The following is a 16,455-nucleotide window of genomic DNA, read 5'->3' on the forward strand; positions in this document are numbered from 1 at the left end:
CCAGCCCGGCCCCCACCAGCGCTCAATAGCACCTGCACCTAGCTCCCAATTACTCACCTTGGCGGCAATATAGGAGCCGTCAAAGCGCAGCTCATCGTCGTCAGCGGGGTCTAACACCTGGCTTACCTCCAGGCCGGCGGCCAGGGCGTAGCCCTGCCACTGCATACTCAGGCCGGCACCACCTTCACCACCGACAACCCCCTCGAAGCCAGAAAAAGCTGGCTCTTCGCTTTGCACGCTCAGGCTCAATTCGGCGCGAAAACCCGGGCGACCCTGCTGCCCACGCTCAAACTGCAGGTAGGCCCTGGGCATACCCACCGCCGCCAGGTCGCCACTTACGGAGCGCTCAAGCCCGCCATCGACCGCACTCCAGCTAAAGGGCCACGTGGTTGCCGGGCGGCCTAAATGTCCGCGATCCGCTAACTTTTGCAGGGCAAAGCGCGCCTGCGCATCGCCAGCTTCTAGCCACGGCGCAGCGTGGCTTACCCCATTCAGACCCAGGTACGCTACCGCCCCACCAACCTGAATCCAGTGCTTTATGGCCATAACCGTCTCTTCTTTTTACTGTCTGTTCTTTTTTGCCTTAACCAAACCTAACAAAAGGCCGTACGGGCTAGACTTTTAGCGCCGACCATGGCATCGCCACTGAGCACTGCTGTTGCATAAAACTTACCAAGACCAAGGCGCGCTGCTCGCCATCGAAAGACTGAAAAACCGCCTTAAGGTCTTTAAAGGGCCCCTCGGTCACGCACACTTCCTGACCAGGGCAAATACTTGGCCGATCCCCGAGCGAACCGAGCATCCCGCGTACCTGGGCAATCACCCCATCCGCAACAGGCGTGGGGCGACCAGCAAAACCTATAACTTTTTGCACACCTCGGGTTGAGCGGATTTTTGACCAAGCAGGGTCCTCTTCACCAAGCTCAATGAACATATAGCCAGGAAAAAGCGCTTCGCACTGTTGTACGCGCTTACCAAGCTTGCATTTATCTACATAAATTTGGGGGTAAAAACAGGTGACACCCTGATTGCACAGGTTTACCCGTGCACGCTCACCCTGATTGGGTTTATGTTGAACAACGAACCACATTAAGAAAGACCTGAGCATCCCTACCCAATCAAAAAAACCAACGCTCCGCAGTATTAAAGCCCCAATATCCACTCGGCTTCATACTTGCCATAAACGGGCAACGCTACCCAGACCAGATCCACCAGCGACGCAAATCCAAGCGACACTCTACCGCAAAGCGCTCTAGCTGAAAAGCACAACAACGACACATCCATTCACTCCATTTAGGCGCTGATACAATGTAAAAAACGTAACACTGCTAAAGTATATTTGAGGTTAGATGGCGAAGCACTAACTACCAAGAAGGTAATGAAACTCATCGAAATACACTTCATATACCAAAGCGAAGCTAGCTGGTAAAACGACAAAAAATTTCTATCGAGAACGCGGCCCTCGGGCGGCGCATGGGAAAATGCCTGATCAGCCGGCGCAAAACACCTATCCAGCCGCACGATATAATCCGCGCTCTCCAGTTAAATGGGTGCGCACCCCGACGCGGCACAGACTTTACACTTCAAACAATGACATTCACCACAAGAGCCGCGACAATAGCCCTTTTACTTCCCGTCACTCCCTATGACTCAGCACTGCTTACTCGGCGTCGATACCGGCGGCACCTTTACCGACTTTGTGGCGGTGGACGCCAGCGGCATCCGCCTGTACAAATGCCTGTCTACGCCGCAGCAGCCCGAACTGGCTATTTTGCAGGGCATTTCGGCGCTCGGCCTGGACGATAAAGTCCGCGACGGCGCGCTGACCATCGTTCACGGTTCAACGGTAGCAACCAATGCCGCGCTGGAAGGCAAGGGCGTGCGCACGGTCTACATTGGCAACCGCGGTTTTGCCGACTTGCTGACCATTGGCCGCCAGACCCGCGACCAGCTGTACAATCTGCGCCCGCCCCTGAAAGCTGCGCCGCTACCGAGCGATCTCTGCCTGGAAGTGGATAGCCGCGTGGATGCGCAGGGCAGGGCCTTGCAACAACTCGACGCCAGCCAGCTCGAAGCGCTGCGCAGCCAGATCGAGGCGCTGAAACCCGACGCTGTGGCGATCAACCTGCTGTTTTCTTTTCTCAATGACCGCGACGAGAAAGCCATACAAGCCTGCCTGCCCGACACCCTGTTTTGCTCGCGCTCGTCGGAGGTATTACCCGAATACAAGGAATACGAGCGCGGCATGGCGACATGGCTCAATGCCTGGCTCGGCCCCAAGGTGCAGAATTACCTGCAGCGTTTACAGGCGGCGCTGCACCGCACCCCCCTGGCGGTTATGCAGTCATCGGGCGGCACCACCGACGCCAGCAATGCCGGCAAGCGCGCGGTGAACCTGTTGCTGTCGGGTCCGGCGGGGGGGCTGGCCGCAGCGCGTCAGCTGGGAAAAATGATCGGCCGCGAGCGCCTGATCACTTTCGACATGGGCGGCACCTCCAGTGATGTAGCGCTGATCAACGGCGACATTGCGCTGACCAGCGAAGGCCATATCGGCCCCTACCCGGTCGCCGTGCCAATGGTGGACATGCACACCATTGGCGCCGGCGGTGGCTCCATCGCCTATATCGACCACGGCGGTCTGCTGCGTGTGGGCCCGGAGTCCGCAGGCGCCGACCCCGGCCCCGCGGGTTACGGCAAGGGCGGTGACCGGGCCACCGTTACCGATGCCAATATCGTGCTCGGACGGCTGCCCGCCGACGCCCGACTGGGGGGCAGCATGCCTCTGCAGCGCGACGCCGCACATGCGGCCGTGGCGAGTTTGGCCAAACCGCTGGGCCTGAGTGTCGCCGACACCGCCGCCGGCATTGTCGAAATCGCCAATGAGCATATGGTGCGCGCGCTGCGCGTGATCTCGGTACAGCGAGGCTTTGATCCCGCCGACTTCAGCCTGTGCTGTTTCGGCGGCGCCGGCGGCCTGCATATTTGTGCGCTGGCCGAGGCCCTGGGCTGCCACGACGTCATTGTGCCTAACTATGGCGGCGTCTTCTCCGCGCTGGGCATGCTGCTGGCACCGCGCGAGCGGCAACTGTCGCGCACAATAAACCAGCCGCTGGCCACCCTCGACATTAAAACGCTGCACCAGCACTTCGCCACACTCCAGCAACAAGGCGAGCAAGCGCTGAGCGCCGAGGGCGTAGCAAGCGAGCAGATCGATCGCCAAGCTTCTGTCGATCTGTGTTATCACGGCCAGTCCTACACCCTCAATATACCGTTTGATGGCGACCTGGAGGCCTGCGCGGCACACTTTCATCGCGCCCACCAAAAGCGCTATGGTCACCGGCTGCAACTCCCCGTACAACTGATCAACCTGCGCCTGGCGCTGCGGGCCCCGGCGGCCCTGCAAACCCTGCCGCCCCAGGCAACAAGCGCGCCGCACCCGCCAAAGTATCAACAACTGGCCTTTATCGACCAAGCCGTGCCCAGTTACCCACGCGAACAACTGGCACCGGAACAACAGTTAGTCGGCCCGGCGCTGATCTGCGAGGCCGTCGCCACCACCTGGCTGGCGCCCGGCTGGCAAGCGCGGGTCGACGAGCAAGGACATCTCCACCTGCAACACCCCGATCAATGACATCCCGCGGCTCGCGGGCTACAGTGAGAACAGTTAACCACCGTCACACGAGTTGCTATGCCGGCTGACCACGCCCCATCTTCGCTGTTTGAGCGCGGAATTAACCACTCGCGTATCGCCGAGCTTCGCGAGCGTTTTTTGCGGCTGAATACCGCCAGACTGGCGCGCAGCCGCAGTGCCCTGCAAGAGCGTCAGCGGCTGTTTTTCGACGCCCTGCCGCTACTGCTCCACCTCAACCACCCGGCCCTGCCGGGCTACACCCGCCGCGACACCCCCTGCGGCATCGACAACTACTGCCCCAGCGAACGACTGTTGGCGCGCGTTCAGCAGTACATTGCCAGCAGCTTCCACTACCTGCCGTCAGCGGCCGCCACACAAATCCACAGCGTATTTTTAATGGGCTCCTGCGGCAGCATCGCCCAGTCGGAAGACTCCGACCTAGACGTATGGCTGTGCCACCGCAGCGGCCTGCCAGACCAGGCCCTGCAACAGTTGCAAGCGAAAACCACCGCCATTTCCGACTGGGCCGCGGAACTGGGACTGGAGCTGCATTTCTTCCTGATGGACAGCGAGCAATTTCGCCGCGGCGAACACGACCACCTCAGCGCCGAGGCCGCCGGCACCAGCCAGCACTATTTATTACTCGACGAGTTTTACCGCAGCGCAGTGTTACTGGCCGGGCGCTACCCGATATGGTGGCTGGTGCCACCGGAAGAAGAGGAAAACTACGAGGAATACACCGCCCTGCTACATTTGCAAAACTACGTCGGCCCCGACGAGTCCATTGATTTCGGCGGTGTCGCGGCGATTCCTGCAGGGGAATTTATCGGCGCCGGTGTCTGGCAACTCTACAAGGCCATCGGCTCGCCCTATAAAGCGGTACTCAAGCTCCTGCTCACCGAAGCCTACGCCCGAGACTTTCCCGATGTGCAGGCGATCTGCCTGACGATCAAGCAGCGCGTCTACCAAGGCGAAGAAGACGCCGATGCCCTCGACCCCTACACCTTGGTATACCAGCGCCTCGAGGACTACCTGACCAAGCGCGGCGAAAAAGACCGGCTGGAATTAGTTCGACGCGCCTTTTACTTTAAAACCGGCCTGCATTTATCGCGGCCCCCATTGAGCCAGCAACAACCGCGCCGCCAGCGCATGGAAACCTTGATCAGCAACTGGCAATGGCAGCCCGAGCAGCTGCTCAACCTCGACACCCGTCACCGCTGGAAACTGCGCAGGGTGCGCGACGAACACCGCTTTTTGGTTGCCGAGCTGACCAATAGCTACCGTTTTTTGCAGGATTTCGCCGCCCGCAGCAAACAAACTGCGCTGATCAACTCCGAGGAAATGACCCTGCTCGGACGCAAACTGTACGCGGCCTTCGAGCGCAAACGCCACAAGGTCGAATGGCTAAACCCCGGCATTGCCCGCGACCTTTCCGAACAGCAGCTCTACTTCCACACCCTCGGCTTCGGCAACCAGCGACGCTGGGCTGTCAGTGCCAGCGCCCGCCACGACTTTGAAAACGAAGCCATATTAAAAGAAGACGAGCACCTCAGCGGCCTGCTGTGCTGGTGCTTCTGCAACGGTCTGGTTAAAGACAACAGCCGCCTGCGGCTCAGCGGCCGCAACCAGGGCATGACCGAAGCTGACCTCAACCAACTGGCGCAATGGCTGAGCGCTCACCTGCCCAGCCGTTTGCCGGCCGCCGACCCAGCGCAGCACAGCGCCTTTGCCCGCCCGAAAGTACCGGTGTCGACACTGTTCTGCATTAATCTTGGCCAGGACAGCCTCAGCCAGTTAAGCAGCCACGGCATCGGCCAACACAGCAGCTGCTACCCCGTGGCCAATGTTGAAATGGTGGTGATCAACAGCTGGGGCGAAGTCTCGTCGCTGGCCTTTACCGGTGGCAGCGCCCTGCTCAATACCCTGCGCGCCTACCAGCAGCTGTCACTGGCATCCGTCAATGCCGCTGCCCGGCCAAAGATCGACATTCTCTGCTTCAACGACACCGGCGAGCGGCTGGCACGCCGCCTGCGGGGGCTGGCAGCCGGTGTTGAAGCCTGTTTTGACGGGCCGCAAGCCAACACCCGCTATGTACTCAAACTGGCCGATGGCTTCCACATCCTGCAGCAACGCAATGCTGAACTGGATGTTGTCAGCGCCGCCAGCTACAGCGAACTGATTCAATGCCTGGAGCGCGGCCAGAGTCGATATAGCCCGTTGCGACTGGATCGCTACTGCGTGCCCGACTCGGCGCTGGCCAATATTGTCAGCAGCTGCCGCAGCGAAGACTGCTATATCTTTGTCCATTTGCGCGCCCCACTGGTGGATATCTTTCTGCGCGACGAGCGCGGCTCGCTGAGCTACCTGCCCGGCGAGAGCAAGGACCCCGAGGCACTGATCCGGCAATTAATGGGCTTTTTTCACCACTGCCGCAAGGAACAGGGACTGCAGCACAAGTTTCGGCTATACGAACTTTACCGCCAAGACGGCCGCTGGGAGAGTCGGACCATGTCCCTGCCGAAGGGCAAGCCGCCAGTCCTGTCTATAGAAGCCGTCGCTCACGCCCGCCAACGCGCCAGGCCGGTGTTTGACCTGCGCTGGAACAATCAGCTGCTGCGCTACCGCGACGAGGGCCCCAAATTGTTTGCACGGCTGGTAGCACAACTCCACGAGCGCTACCCCGAACAGCGGCAACTGCATATCGACCGCCTGGTCCTCGGCAGCGAACCGCCCCAGCAAACCTCGGTCTATCTGCGCTACAAGCGCTATTTAGAAGAGGAAATCAACAAACAACTCAGCGCTCACCTCGAGCAGGGATAAACTCGCCCGCTGTTCGGCACGGCTACAAGGCTACAAGGCTACAGACAGTGTCTCGCCAATTTGCTCGCGACAGGCCGCATCGAGGATGTCGCGCAGCGAGCGCTGTTCGCGATTGCAAAACCACTGCTCACCGTTCCAGACAAAATGAAAGCCACCGCTGCGCGCCGCCAGCCACAGCTCGCGACTGGCCGCCTGCCGACTGAAGATCAAGGCACTGCCATCGGGGCAACTAAGGGTGAGTACGCTGCCGGCGATTTCGCAGTCAACATCTGCATCCAGCTCGTCGACAGCATCTTCCAAGGCGTCATAGAGCGCGTCCAATGCATCGTGAAAATCCACTTCATTCATAGCCATACACCCAATAAAATTGCTGCCGCAGTATAGCAAGACCGCCGTGCCAGCGACGAGCCACCCGATTCTACTTCCGGCTTGAGGAGCCTCTGCACAGCCTAGCGATACCCCAGGCTTTGCATGAGTGCGCCATGGCGCACACCCAAAGCACTCGCTGCGCTCACCGGGCAGGCTCTTGAAGCCGCGCGAAAGGCAACCGGCCTTGGCCTTTGTGCGGCGCCTTGCCAACACCGCCCCAAAGAGCCTGCGGAGATAGTGCTAGCTTGTGCAGAGCTTCCTTAGCATCCTAGCGACCGCGGCGCTATACTACGCGCTTCCATTTTCAGGGGTGACCGCCATGGTCTTGCAACGCCGCATTCCGGCTTTCGCGACGTGCACCGCCGTCGCACTCATCTGCCTAGGGCTAAGTGCCTGCGGCCAGACCGGGCCACTGGTATTACCCGAAGAAGCACCGGCGACACCTGCCGCCGAGCCGGCTAGCCCCGCGACGACCAGAGACTGAGCATGACCGCATTTCACTACCAAAACGGCGAGCTGTTCGCCGAATCCGTGCCCCTGCGCGCCATCGCTGACCACTACGGCAGCCCCTGCTATGTGTATTCCCGCGCCTACTTTGAGCATCGCTTTAACGAATACAGCGATGCCCTGCAGGGCCAGGATCACCTGGTGTGCTATGCCGTAAAGGCCAATTCCAATATAGCGGTGCTCAACGTGCTCGCCCGCCTCGGCGCCGGCTTCGATATTGTCTCGGTCGGGGAGTTGGAACGGGTGCTGGCGGCTGGCGGCCGCGCCGATCGCGTGGTGTTTTCCGGAGTGGGCAAAACCGCCGATGAAATGCGCCGCGCACTGGCGGTAGGCATTTACTGTTTTAACGTCGAGTCCGAGGCCGAGTTGGAACGCCTAAATAGTGTGGCCGGCGAAATGGGCTGCAAGGCGCCCGTCTCCGTCCGCGTCAACCCCGACGTCGACGCCAAGACACACCCCTATATTTCCACCGGCCTGCGCGACAACAAATTTGGCATTGATATCGCCCGCGCCCCCGAGGTTTACGCCCACGCGGCAACGCTCAGCCACCTCGAGCTCAAGGGCGTCGACTGCCATATCGGCTCGCAACTCACCGATACCAGCCCCTTTCTCGACACTCTGGATAGGCTGCTGGCGCTGGTCGATGAACTGGCCAGCCAAGGCATTACGCTTAAACACCTGGATCTCGGTGGCGGCCTGGGCGTGCGCTATCGCGACGAAGTACCACCGTCAACCGCCGACTACATCGCCGCCATTCGCCGCCGCCTCGGTGAGCGCCAGATCAAGCTGATGTTTGAACCCGGCCGCTCCATCGCCGCCAATGCCGGCGTATTGCTGACCCGCGTAGAATTTTTGAAGCTTAACCCGCACAAAAATTTCGCCGTTGTCGACGCCGCCATGAACGATATGCTGCGCCCCTCGCTCTACCAGGCCTGGATGGACCTGCTGCCCGTCAACCCGCGCAGCGACGGCGAAGCCCGCCTCTACGACGTGGTAGGGCCGGTGTGCGAAACCGGCGATTTTCTCGCCAAAGACCGCGAGCTGCGCATCGCCAGCGGCGACTTGTTGGCACTGGCCTCCAGTGGCGCCTATGGATTTACCATGAGTTCCAATTACAATAGCCGGGGACGCACTGCGGAAGTAATGGTCGACGGCGACCAGCACTACCTCATTCGCGCCCGTGAAACTGTCGCCGACCTGATGCGCGGCGAAGCCGTATTGCCAGAGTAAAGCTCTGCGCGCAGTCCGGGCGGCACCGCCGCCCCTCGCTACGGCCCCCGCATCGTTAAACTGCGCCACCGGCGAGGCGCCACACAGGACATACGATGCAGTTACGCTTTACCAAAATGCACGGCCTGGGCAATGATTTTGTGGTTGTCGACCTCATTACCCAGCGCTTCAACCTCAAGCCCCACCATGTCCGCAAAATCGCCGACCGCCATTTTGGCATTGGCTGCGACCAGGTGTTGGCGGTAGAAGTCCCCAGCCAGCCCGACGTCGACTTCCGCTATCGCATCTACAACGCCGAGGGCAGCGAGGTGGAACAGTGTGGCAATGGCGCACGCTGCTTCGCCCGCTTTGTGCTCGACAAGCGTCTCACCGGCAAGCGCCGCATCCGCGTGGAAACCCTGGCCGGCATTATCGAACTGGAGCTCGCCGAAAACCGCGACGTGCGCGTCGACATGGGGCAACCGGTGCTCGAACCGAAGAGCATCCCCTTCGAGGCCCCACAGCAGGCCAGCGAATACGCCATGGAGATAGACGGCCAACACTGGAGCGTGGGCGCCGTGTCGATGGGCAACCCTCATGTCGTGTTGAGCGTTGACGATGTCAATAACGCCCCCGTAGCCAGCCTCGGCCCTGTGGCAGAGAGCCATCCGCGCTTTCCCCAGCGGGTCAATGTCGGCTTTATGCAGATTGTCGACCGACAACACATCCAGCTGCGGGTATTCGAACGCGGCGTCGGCGAAACTCTGGCCTGCGGCACGGGAGCCTGTGCGGCCGTGGTGGCCGGTATCGTGCAGGGCAAACTCGACAACACGGTCACCGTCACACTCCCCGGCGGCAAGCTCAGTATCCACTGGCCCGGCCCCGGCAAGCCCGTTATTATGACGGGGCCCGCGACTACGGTCTTTGAAGGGCAAATTCAGCTATAGCCGCAATGAGCACATAAAAAGGAAGCACTGTGGACACAGCGAAACCCAATCAAAATGACCTGCCCAGTGAAGACGAAGTTGCACGCTTTCTGCGCAACTACCCCGGATTTTTCCTAAAGAATGAAGATATCCTCGCCGACCTAAAACTGGCCCACAACAGCGGCAAGGCGGTCAGCCTGCTCGAACGGCAAGTTGAAGTACTGCGCGAACGCAATATGGATATGCGCTCGCGACTGAGCAATCTGCTGGACAACGCCCAGCACAACGATGTGATTTTCGAACGCAGCAAAGCGCTCATTCTCAGCATGCTAGAGGCGCGGCGCCCCGAAGAGCTGAGCAATACCCTCTGCCGTCGCCTGGTCAGCGACTTCGACATGGTCGACTACGCCAGTCTCACCCTGTTTGGCGACCCCTCGCGAATGGGCAACAGCCAGTTGCGCGTGGTCAGCCCTGACATGGCACAGCAGCATATTGGCAATCTGCTGCGCGGCGGCAAGGGAATCTGCGGGGTGTTGCGCGGCGAAGAACTGAGCTTTTTGTTCGGCAAACACGCCGACCACATCGGCTCGGCCGCACTGATCCCGATCAAACCCGGCAACATCGACGGCGTACTCGCCATTGCCAGCAAAGACCCCCAGCACTTCAAATCCAGCATGGGCACACTGTTCCTCGACTATATCGCCGAGGTCATCAACCGCGTACTGCCGCGACTCATGCGCGGACCTTTCAGCAGCTGAGCTGCGGCGCGGGCCGGCAGCACCTTGCCCTCGCATCGCCCCCAGATCCCCGACGCACCACAAGCTAGCTGCCCGGCATTGCCAGCCCAGCCGGGTAGTCTGGCCGCGCAGGCAAGAAGCGACAAGGCGGCGGGCGGGCCGACGGGCCACCGAGACCTGCTAAAAAGCCCTTAGCACGCCGGCCGGCTGTGAGCTAAAGCCAAAGTCGGCAGAGCTGAGGACTGGCATGAGGTTGCGCCAAGCAAAGCCGGGAGCAGACTGCGATACCGCCCCCATGGTCGGGCCAAACCTATAGCGGCAGGCACTCGCCGCCGATACCTGGCACTTGGCCCGGCGCGCACAGCGGCGGCAAAGCCACTTCCTCTTCTTCACCACCGCCACCGCCGCCACAGGCGTCGGCGTTGTCGTAGCTGTCGTCGACGACCTCGTTAATCCAGCGGGTAACCAGCTCAAAGGCGGCGCCGTGTACCGTGCTGCGCGCCAGTGGCGGCATTTTGGCGGCCAGCGTGGTGGCATCGGGCCCGATGCGGTAGGGCAGAATCGAGTCGGCGGCGCTGCCCGGCACAATGTCGTACTCGCGGCCGCCGCGGCCCTCGGTGCCACTGGCGGTGGGGCCTTTGCAGATACCGTAGGTGTCGTTAACCTCGCGGAAGACATCCAGATAGAAGCCGGTGTTCTGCGCCAGACCGCGACGGTTGTGACAGTGAGCGCAGTTCACCTCCAAATAGCTGCGCACCCGCGCCTCGATATCGGCATCGCTGTCGGCCTCGGCGCCGGAGTCACCCGGCACATTGAAGATGGGGTTGCGCTCGACCGAGGTCAGGTAGCTGGTGGTCGGCTCCAGCACCAGCTCGTCGGGGCAGTTCTTCATCAGGCCGTTCTGACACCAGTAGAGGATCTGGTTTTCGCCGTTGATCGGGTGCTGCTCAATCCCCGAGGCAATGGGCGACTCGCTGGCGAAGGGGCGGTTGAGATTGCGCACCTTGGGGCCAATCGGCGCCGTGCCGGTTTCAGCATCGTCGTTGGAGTGACAGCTCAGGCACTGGTTGGCGTTGGGCATCAGATAGTCGTCGGTGGCGCCGTCGTAAAGCTCGCCGCTGTTCACATCGTGGTAGTACCAGGCAACGCTGGCCGAGCCGCCACCCTGCTCCAGCTTGGCAACGCGCCGGCCATTTTCCTCGCTCCAGATGTACTCAAGACCGTCCCAGTACACCTGACCGCTGCTGGTTTCGCGCTTGATCAGCAGGCGGGTCTCCATCACCGTTTCACTGTTGCTGGTCTCGTCGGCAAAGGCGAAGGACTTGGCGAGAATGGTGCCCACCGGGAACAGGATGGTGGCATTGCTGCCATCGGCACCGTCGCGATATATCGCCTGCTCACCCTCGGGGATGAACGCCGCGCGGTACTTGGTGGAGTAGTCGGAGAACAATTTACTGTTCAGCACAAAGGGCACGCCGCGGCCATTGGGCAGGCTGCGTGGATCCTGGGCGTCGGCAAACAGCTGGTACTGGTCCAGGGTCGGGCAGTTCACCCGGTAGGCGGCGGCATTGATTTCGCCAGCGGCGACCTCGGCATTACACAGGGCGTCGATTTCCGCCTGGCTGGGCTCGGGGTCGATATTCACCGAGGGCACAAACTCTGGGATCACCACTGGCGGCAGCGGTGGCAGATTGCTGCCGTACTGGTCGACGCAGCGGTGCGGGCTGATGTCGGTATCGGCGGCAAAGTTCTTCAGTCCCTGCGCTCCCTCCTCGACCGGCGTGGCCAGCAGGCGCTGAATCGCCGCAATGAAGCTCTCCTGCGAATCCGGAGGGTTAGTGCCCAGCAGATACAGCAGTAGCTCCAGGCCGTCGGTGCCGTGGAAGTTGGCGTAGGCCAGGCTGTCGGCGTCAAAGCTGTTGTCGTCGTCGATACAGGAGAACCACCACTGCGGCTTTTTGCGCTCGCCGCTGGCGGTGTCGAATTTATAGGCGTTGTAGCGGCAGTCTGGGTTGGGGTAGTGGTTGCCGGAGATGGGCTTGCCGTCCTCGTCGCGCGGCACCGGCTGACCCTGGTCGTCGACCGGATAGGGACAATCGGCATCGTAGTCGTCGGCATAGCCGTCCCAGACGATGTGGGCGCCGCGGTACTCGCGGGTGGCCGCCGCCACTTTCAGGCCGACCAGCAGCGGGAAGGCCGAAGTCACCTGTTCGCCCTCGGTGGCCAAAATGGTGGCAAAATCGGGTTGCGGCACGTCGTTGCCGTTGTTGATAAAGGTGTTGTTGTAGATATGCACGCCCTCGGTGTACATATCCAGGCGGCGGTCCCCCGGGGGGCCCATCAGCTGGTAGCTGGTGTGCACAATGCCGGCGGTGCCGTGGTTTTCGAAGATGTTGTCGAAGATGTCGATTTTGTCGTAACCCAGGGTGATCATGCCCACGCCGCGGGGCACATTGGCCACCAGGCTGCCGGGTTCGGCGAAGTTGTAGGTGTTGTTATTGCGGGCGTGGTTGCGGTACGTGCGGGTGCGACTGCCGTAGCGGGTCAGGCCGTCGAGGTCGTAAATCAAAAAACCGCCGGTATTACACTCGGCCAGGTTGTCGGCGTATTCGCCGCTGCGCACATTTTCGATTTCAAAGCCGAACACGTTAAAGGCCGCGCGGCTGTTGCGAATGATCGCATTGTCGGTCTGGCCGACATAGATGCCGGCGTCGGAGGCACCGACCGATTCGGTGTTTTCAACCAGAATATTCTGCGAGTTGACCGGGTAGATGCCGTAGCGCCCGGACAGGATGCTGACGGTGTAGTCCGGCGAGCTGGTGTCGGTCTCGCTGGGGTTGGGGTTATTGGGATTGTGGCGCGCCGGGTCGGTACAGGCCACCTGCAGCTTCTCGGCATAGTTGTCGGCGGTGACCGTGTCTTCGTTTTCGGTCAGCCGGCCGCTGGACCAGAAGGCGCGCACATCGCGCAGGGTGCCGTGATCCACGCCCTGCAGCTTGAAGGCATCGCCAGGCGGATCGAGCACGGTGAGGCCTTCAATGACAATGCCGCGCACGGTGTTGGCCAGAATGCCCTCTTGCGAGTTGCTGTTCTTAAACGACAGCACGGTTTTGTCTTTGCCCTGCCCTTTGATGCGGATGTTTTCGGTAGAGGAAATCTGCAGACCGGCGCTGAGCTCATAGTAGCCACTGGCGAATTCGATGGTGTCACCGGGGCGCACCGAGATCATCGCCAACACCATATCGGTGGTGGCGGAGTCGCCGGGCGCAATAGTAAACACGCGGCCCTGGGCGGGATTGCCGCCGCTATCACCGCCGTTGTCACCACCACTGCCTTGGCCACCGCCGTCGACCACGCCACTGTCACTACTGGACGAATCGCTACCGCAACCCGCCAGCATTACGGTCAATGCCATCAGCAAAATCAAAATACGCGCCATCACTACCCACCTACACCGTTCTGTTTATTATTGCGGCGGCTAGCCTCATGCATTCCGCTCGCGACATGTTCCGCACAGCGGCCACTGCTGGCCGGCAAATGTGTGCCCTGAGAACATAGCGGCGAAGATTAGCAGACTTTGGCTATTTCATATAGATGTATTAATGTCACAGATGCCACGACCGTGGCAGCCCGGAAATAAAAAAGGGGCCCGCAAAGGCCCCTCTAATCGCTGTCATCAATGTTGTTCACTGCCGCCCATATCGGCAGCGCCCATGCGCAGATGCCAGCCGTCCCAACACTTGCGACGCCGCCACCGGCAGCGGACTATTTGTACTGCTCGCGCTCCTGGCGATCACGCACGCTGACCGAACTGGTGCGATGAACCGGCAACAGGGAGTGCCAGGCAACCAACACGACGGCAAACGCAAGCAAAAATAGTCCTGGAGTCATAGCGGCATACCTTTTCAACACTCATCATCACCGGATAATTCGGCGTCGTAATACGTTAAATGAGCGTGAAATTTTTGGTATACGCAGTTACCGCAGTTGCGGCCATGATCACACAGCCCGGCACCGCGACCAGTCGCAGTGCCGGGGCAAGCAGGCTTACCAGCGGTAGCTGGCCTGCAGTGCGAAGGTGCGCGGATTGTTGACCAAGGCGTGATGGGTGGTCGCACCGGTGATGGTTTTGGCGGTAGGCGCGTCGACGCCGTAGACCACAACCAGCTCGTCGGTGAGGTTTTTACCCAGCAGAGCCACTTCCCACTCGCCGTCAATGGCCGACAAGGCAATGCGACCATTGTAGGTTTCGTAGGCGTCCTGCTTGATGCGGTTATCCATATTCGGCGAGGGGTGGTACTCGTCGGTAAAGATCACATCGACATTGGCCCGCAACATCAGCGAGTTGCCCAGTGCGCGCTCGTAGGCCAGCATCAAATTACCAGAGTAGTCCGCAACATACTGATTGGTCTTGCCGCTGTAATCACAGTTAATGCCATTGGGGTTATCGGGCGTCTGATCCTGAATACAGGTACCCAGCTGATGGTCCTGGAATTCAAAGTCGAGAAACGCCAGGCCGCCGGCCAGCATCAGGTTTTCGGTAAGTGCCATCCGGCCGTCCAGCTCGATACCCTGAGAGACCGCGCTGGCGGCGTTGCCGACGTTAAAGCCCAGGGTGCCGTCAAACACGCTGACCTGCAGGTTGTCGAACTCGGTGCGGAACAGAGCGGCGTTCAATTCTGCAGCCCCTTCCAGCAAGGTGGTTTTGAAACCCAGCTCGTAACTCAGCGCCTCCTCTTCCTCAAACTCGAAGCTACCAATCAACACCTGTTGGTTGGTGCCACCGGGAGCATTGGGGTTGATCGGCGTGGGGTCAGCGCTGGGCGAGGCGTTGGAGCGGGCATCGAAGCCGCCCGACTTGTAGCCGCGACTGGCGGAGAAATAAGCCATCAGGTCGTCGGTGGCGTCCCACTGCAGGTTGATCAGCGGGGCAAACTGAACCTCTTCGCGCTCGCCTTTCAGATCGTGACGCTCGGCGGCAAAGCTGACCGCCGCGGCAGTGTCGACCTCGCCTAGGGGCTGAATGCTGCCGTCTTCAAAGCCGAATTCCAATTTGCGCGCGCCCTGCTTGTTTTCCCAGGTCAGGCGGCCACCCAGAGTCATGCGGAAGGTGTCCGCCATGTTCCAAGTGGTTTGCATAAAGGTCGAGGCGATGGTCGACTCACTGTGGAAGTCGCGCGGAGTGCGAATGCCGCGCAGGGCGTTACCGGCATCGCCAAAGCCCAGCAATTCAAAGCCACTGGAGCCGTCGGCACCGGGGTCGGCATCGCCGCGAGCACCGCCTTCGAGCAAATCGGCGGCGTTAACCAGCTGTGGAATGATGTCTGAGGGCAAATAGAGCGAGTCGAAGAAATCCAGTTCGCTGTATTGGAAGTAAGCGCCAGCGATAAACTCAAAGGTTTCACCCGCCGGGGAAATCCAGCGGAATTCCTGACTGAACTGCAGGTACTCTTCCTGGAACTCTACCTGGAACAGCGGCGCACCGGTAAAGTCACAGTCACAGTCTTCGTCGTACTCGTAGCCCATAATGCCGGTGATCGAGGTGAACTGGTGGTCGTCGCGATACCAGTCGACGTTGGCGGTGAAGTTATAGGTGTCGTTGTTGCTGTAGTCGCCGTTGCTGTGACGCTTGCGGTCGGCGGTGTTGTTCAGCACACCCTCGTCGGAGTCGATGTCGATGATCGAGCCGTTGGGTTGCAGCTGCAGGAAGTCGAGAAGCGGCTGCGGCACTATGCCGGTGAGGAAGCCGACGCCGCCGGCGTCTGGGAAGACGGTGCGGTCCATAATTTCGCCGTAGGTGCGGCCTTGGAACAGAAAGACATCGGAATCAGATTCGTAGTTGGTGATGATTTCCGAATTGCGTCCGACCACGTCGAAGCTGCCGGCCTCGACTTTGAACATGGCGGTGACATCGTCGGTCACATCCCAGCCCAATTTAAACCGGAAGGTTTCCTCGTCGCGCTGGGCCTCGTCGCGGTCCAGTACTAGGTTGTCCATAAAGCCGTCGAGTTCGCGCTTGCGCACGGCAAAGCGATAGCCGAGACGGTCGTTGATCGGACCGCTGACCACGAGGTCGATAATGCGCTCGTTTTGCTCGGGCTCATACGTGAGCTGTACATTGCCTTCGGCGTCTTCCGTTGGATTGGCGGTTTGAATGCTGATGGCACCGGCAATGCTGTTTTTGCCAAGCAGGATGTTCTGTGGTCCGCGCAGTACCTCTACGCGAGACAGGTCCAGGAAGGGCGCGCGCGCCAAC

12 protein-coding genes are annotated in these 16,455 nt (G+C 60.5%); 6 read left to right on the top strand and 6 right to left on the bottom strand.

What is annotated here, in order from left to right; genetic code table 11:
* Positions 1-546 (bottom strand): capsule assembly Wzi family protein (locus tag ABYM29_RS10795; RefSeq protein ID WP_372864757.1); only part of this gene is annotated, 546 nt, incomplete at its 3' end.
* 67 nt (positions 547-613) lie between these two features.
* On the bottom strand, positions 614-1,090 hold the full coding sequence (gene rfaH / locus ABYM29_RS10800) for a transcription/translation regulatory transformer protein RfaH (protein ID WP_372864759.1): 477 nt from the start codon (positions 1,088-1,090) through the stop codon (positions 614-616).
* Between the two features lie 555 nt (positions 1,091-1,645).
* Here rfaH and ABYM29_RS10805 point away from each other — a divergent pair.
* A complete protein-coding gene (locus ABYM29_RS10805; RefSeq protein WP_372864761.1) occupies positions 1,646-3,631 on the top strand; it encodes a hydantoinase/oxoprolinase family protein in 1,986 nt (661 codons plus the stop codon).
* 57 nt (positions 3,632-3,688) lie between these two features.
* Positions 3,689-6,451, top strand: coding sequence for a class I adenylate cyclase (locus ABYM29_RS10810; protein ID WP_372864763.1), 2,763 nt, complete (start codon positions 3,689-3,691; stop codon positions 6,449-6,451).
* 30 nt (positions 6,452-6,481) lie between these two features.
* Here ABYM29_RS10810 and cyaY read toward each other — a convergent pair whose 3' ends face one another.
* On the bottom strand, positions 6,482-6,799 hold the full coding sequence (cyaY, locus tag ABYM29_RS10815; protein ID WP_372864765.1) for an iron donor protein CyaY: 318 nt from the start codon (positions 6,797-6,799) through the stop codon (positions 6,482-6,484).
* Between the two features lie 340 nt (positions 6,800-7,139).
* Here cyaY and ABYM29_RS10820 point away from each other — a divergent pair, with 340 nt between their 5' ends.
* The 4 genes from ABYM29_RS10820 to ABYM29_RS10835 all read left to right on the top strand — a co-directional run bounded on the left by ABYM29_RS10820 (position 7,140) and on the right by ABYM29_RS10835 (position 10,220).
* A complete protein-coding gene (locus tag ABYM29_RS10820) occupies positions 7,140-7,304 on the top strand; it encodes a lipoprotein (RefSeq protein ID WP_372864767.1) in 165 nt (54 codons plus the stop codon).
* A 2-nt stretch (positions 7,305-7,306) separates the two neighbouring features.
* Complete coding sequence (gene lysA, locus ABYM29_RS10825) at positions 7,307-8,557, top strand: diaminopimelate decarboxylase (RefSeq protein WP_372864769.1); 1,251 nt, start codon at positions 7,307-7,309, stop codon at positions 8,555-8,557.
* Between the two features lie 95 nt (positions 8,558-8,652).
* Complete coding sequence (gene dapF, locus ABYM29_RS10830) at positions 8,653-9,483, top strand: diaminopimelate epimerase (protein WP_372864771.1); 831 nt, start codon at positions 8,653-8,655, stop codon at positions 9,481-9,483.
* 29 nt (positions 9,484-9,512) lie between these two features.
* Positions 9,513-10,220: a DUF484 family protein gene (locus ABYM29_RS10835; protein WP_372864772.1), complete on the top strand. Its 708-nt coding sequence runs from the start codon at positions 9,513-9,515 to the stop codon at positions 10,218-10,220.
* Positions 10,221-10,509: 289 nt separating this feature from the next.
* Here ABYM29_RS10835 and ABYM29_RS10840 read toward each other — a convergent pair whose 3' ends face one another.
* From ABYM29_RS10840 to ABYM29_RS10850, 3 genes are all read right to left on the bottom strand, one after another.
* Positions 10,510-13,638 (bottom strand): parallel beta-helix domain-containing protein, encoded by a 3,129-nt coding sequence (locus ABYM29_RS10840; protein ID WP_372864773.1) that lies wholly within the window; start codon positions 13,636-13,638, stop codon positions 10,510-10,512.
* A gap of 326 nt (positions 13,639-13,964) precedes the next feature.
* Positions 13,965-14,090 carry a hypothetical protein gene (locus ABYM29_RS10845; RefSeq protein ID WP_372864774.1) on the bottom strand — a complete coding sequence of 42 codons (126 nt, stop codon included), beginning with the start codon at positions 14,088-14,090 and terminating at the stop codon, positions 13,965-13,967.
* A 156-nt stretch (positions 14,091-14,246) separates the two neighbouring features.
* On the bottom strand, positions 14,247-16,455 hold a 2,209-nt coding region (locus tag ABYM29_RS10850), incomplete at its 5' end, for a TonB-dependent receptor (protein ID WP_372864775.1).

This window comes from Spongiibacter sp. (assembly GCF_041602295.1).
Taxonomy (GTDB): domain Bacteria; phylum Pseudomonadota; class Gammaproteobacteria; order Pseudomonadales; family Spongiibacteraceae; genus Spongiibacter.

What these genes read in the sequence shown, in the direction of transcription:
- rfaH (WP_372864759.1), bottom strand. Translation starts at nt 1,090, where the DNA reads ATGTGGTTCGTTGTTCAACATAAACCCAATCAGGGTGAGCGTGCACGG.
- ABYM29_RS10805 (WP_372864761.1), top strand. Translation starts at nt 1,646, where the DNA reads ATGACTCAGCACTGCTTACTCGGCGTCGATACCGGCGGCACCTTTACC.
- ABYM29_RS10810 (WP_372864763.1), top strand. Translation starts at nt 3,689, where the DNA reads ATGCCGGCTGACCACGCCCCATCTTCGCTGTTTGAGCGCGGAATTAAC.
- cyaY (WP_372864765.1), bottom strand. Translation starts at nt 6,799, where the DNA reads ATGAATGAAGTGGATTTTCACGATGCATTGGACGCGCTCTATGACGCC.
- ABYM29_RS10820 (WP_372864767.1), top strand. Translation starts at nt 7,140, where the DNA reads ATGGTCTTGCAACGCCGCATTCCGGCTTTCGCGACGTGCACCGCCGTC.
- lysA (WP_372864769.1), top strand. Translation starts at nt 7,307, where the DNA reads ATGACCGCATTTCACTACCAAAACGGCGAGCTGTTCGCCGAATCCGTG.
- dapF (WP_372864771.1), top strand. Translation starts at nt 8,653, where the DNA reads ATGCAGTTACGCTTTACCAAAATGCACGGCCTGGGCAATGATTTTGTG.
- ABYM29_RS10840 (WP_372864773.1), bottom strand. Translation starts at nt 13,638, where the DNA reads ATGGCGCGTATTTTGATTTTGCTGATGGCATTGACCGTAATGCTGGCG.
- ABYM29_RS10845 (WP_372864774.1), bottom strand. Translation starts at nt 14,090, where the DNA reads ATGACTCCAGGACTATTTTTGCTTGCGTTTGCCGTCGTGTTGGTTGCC.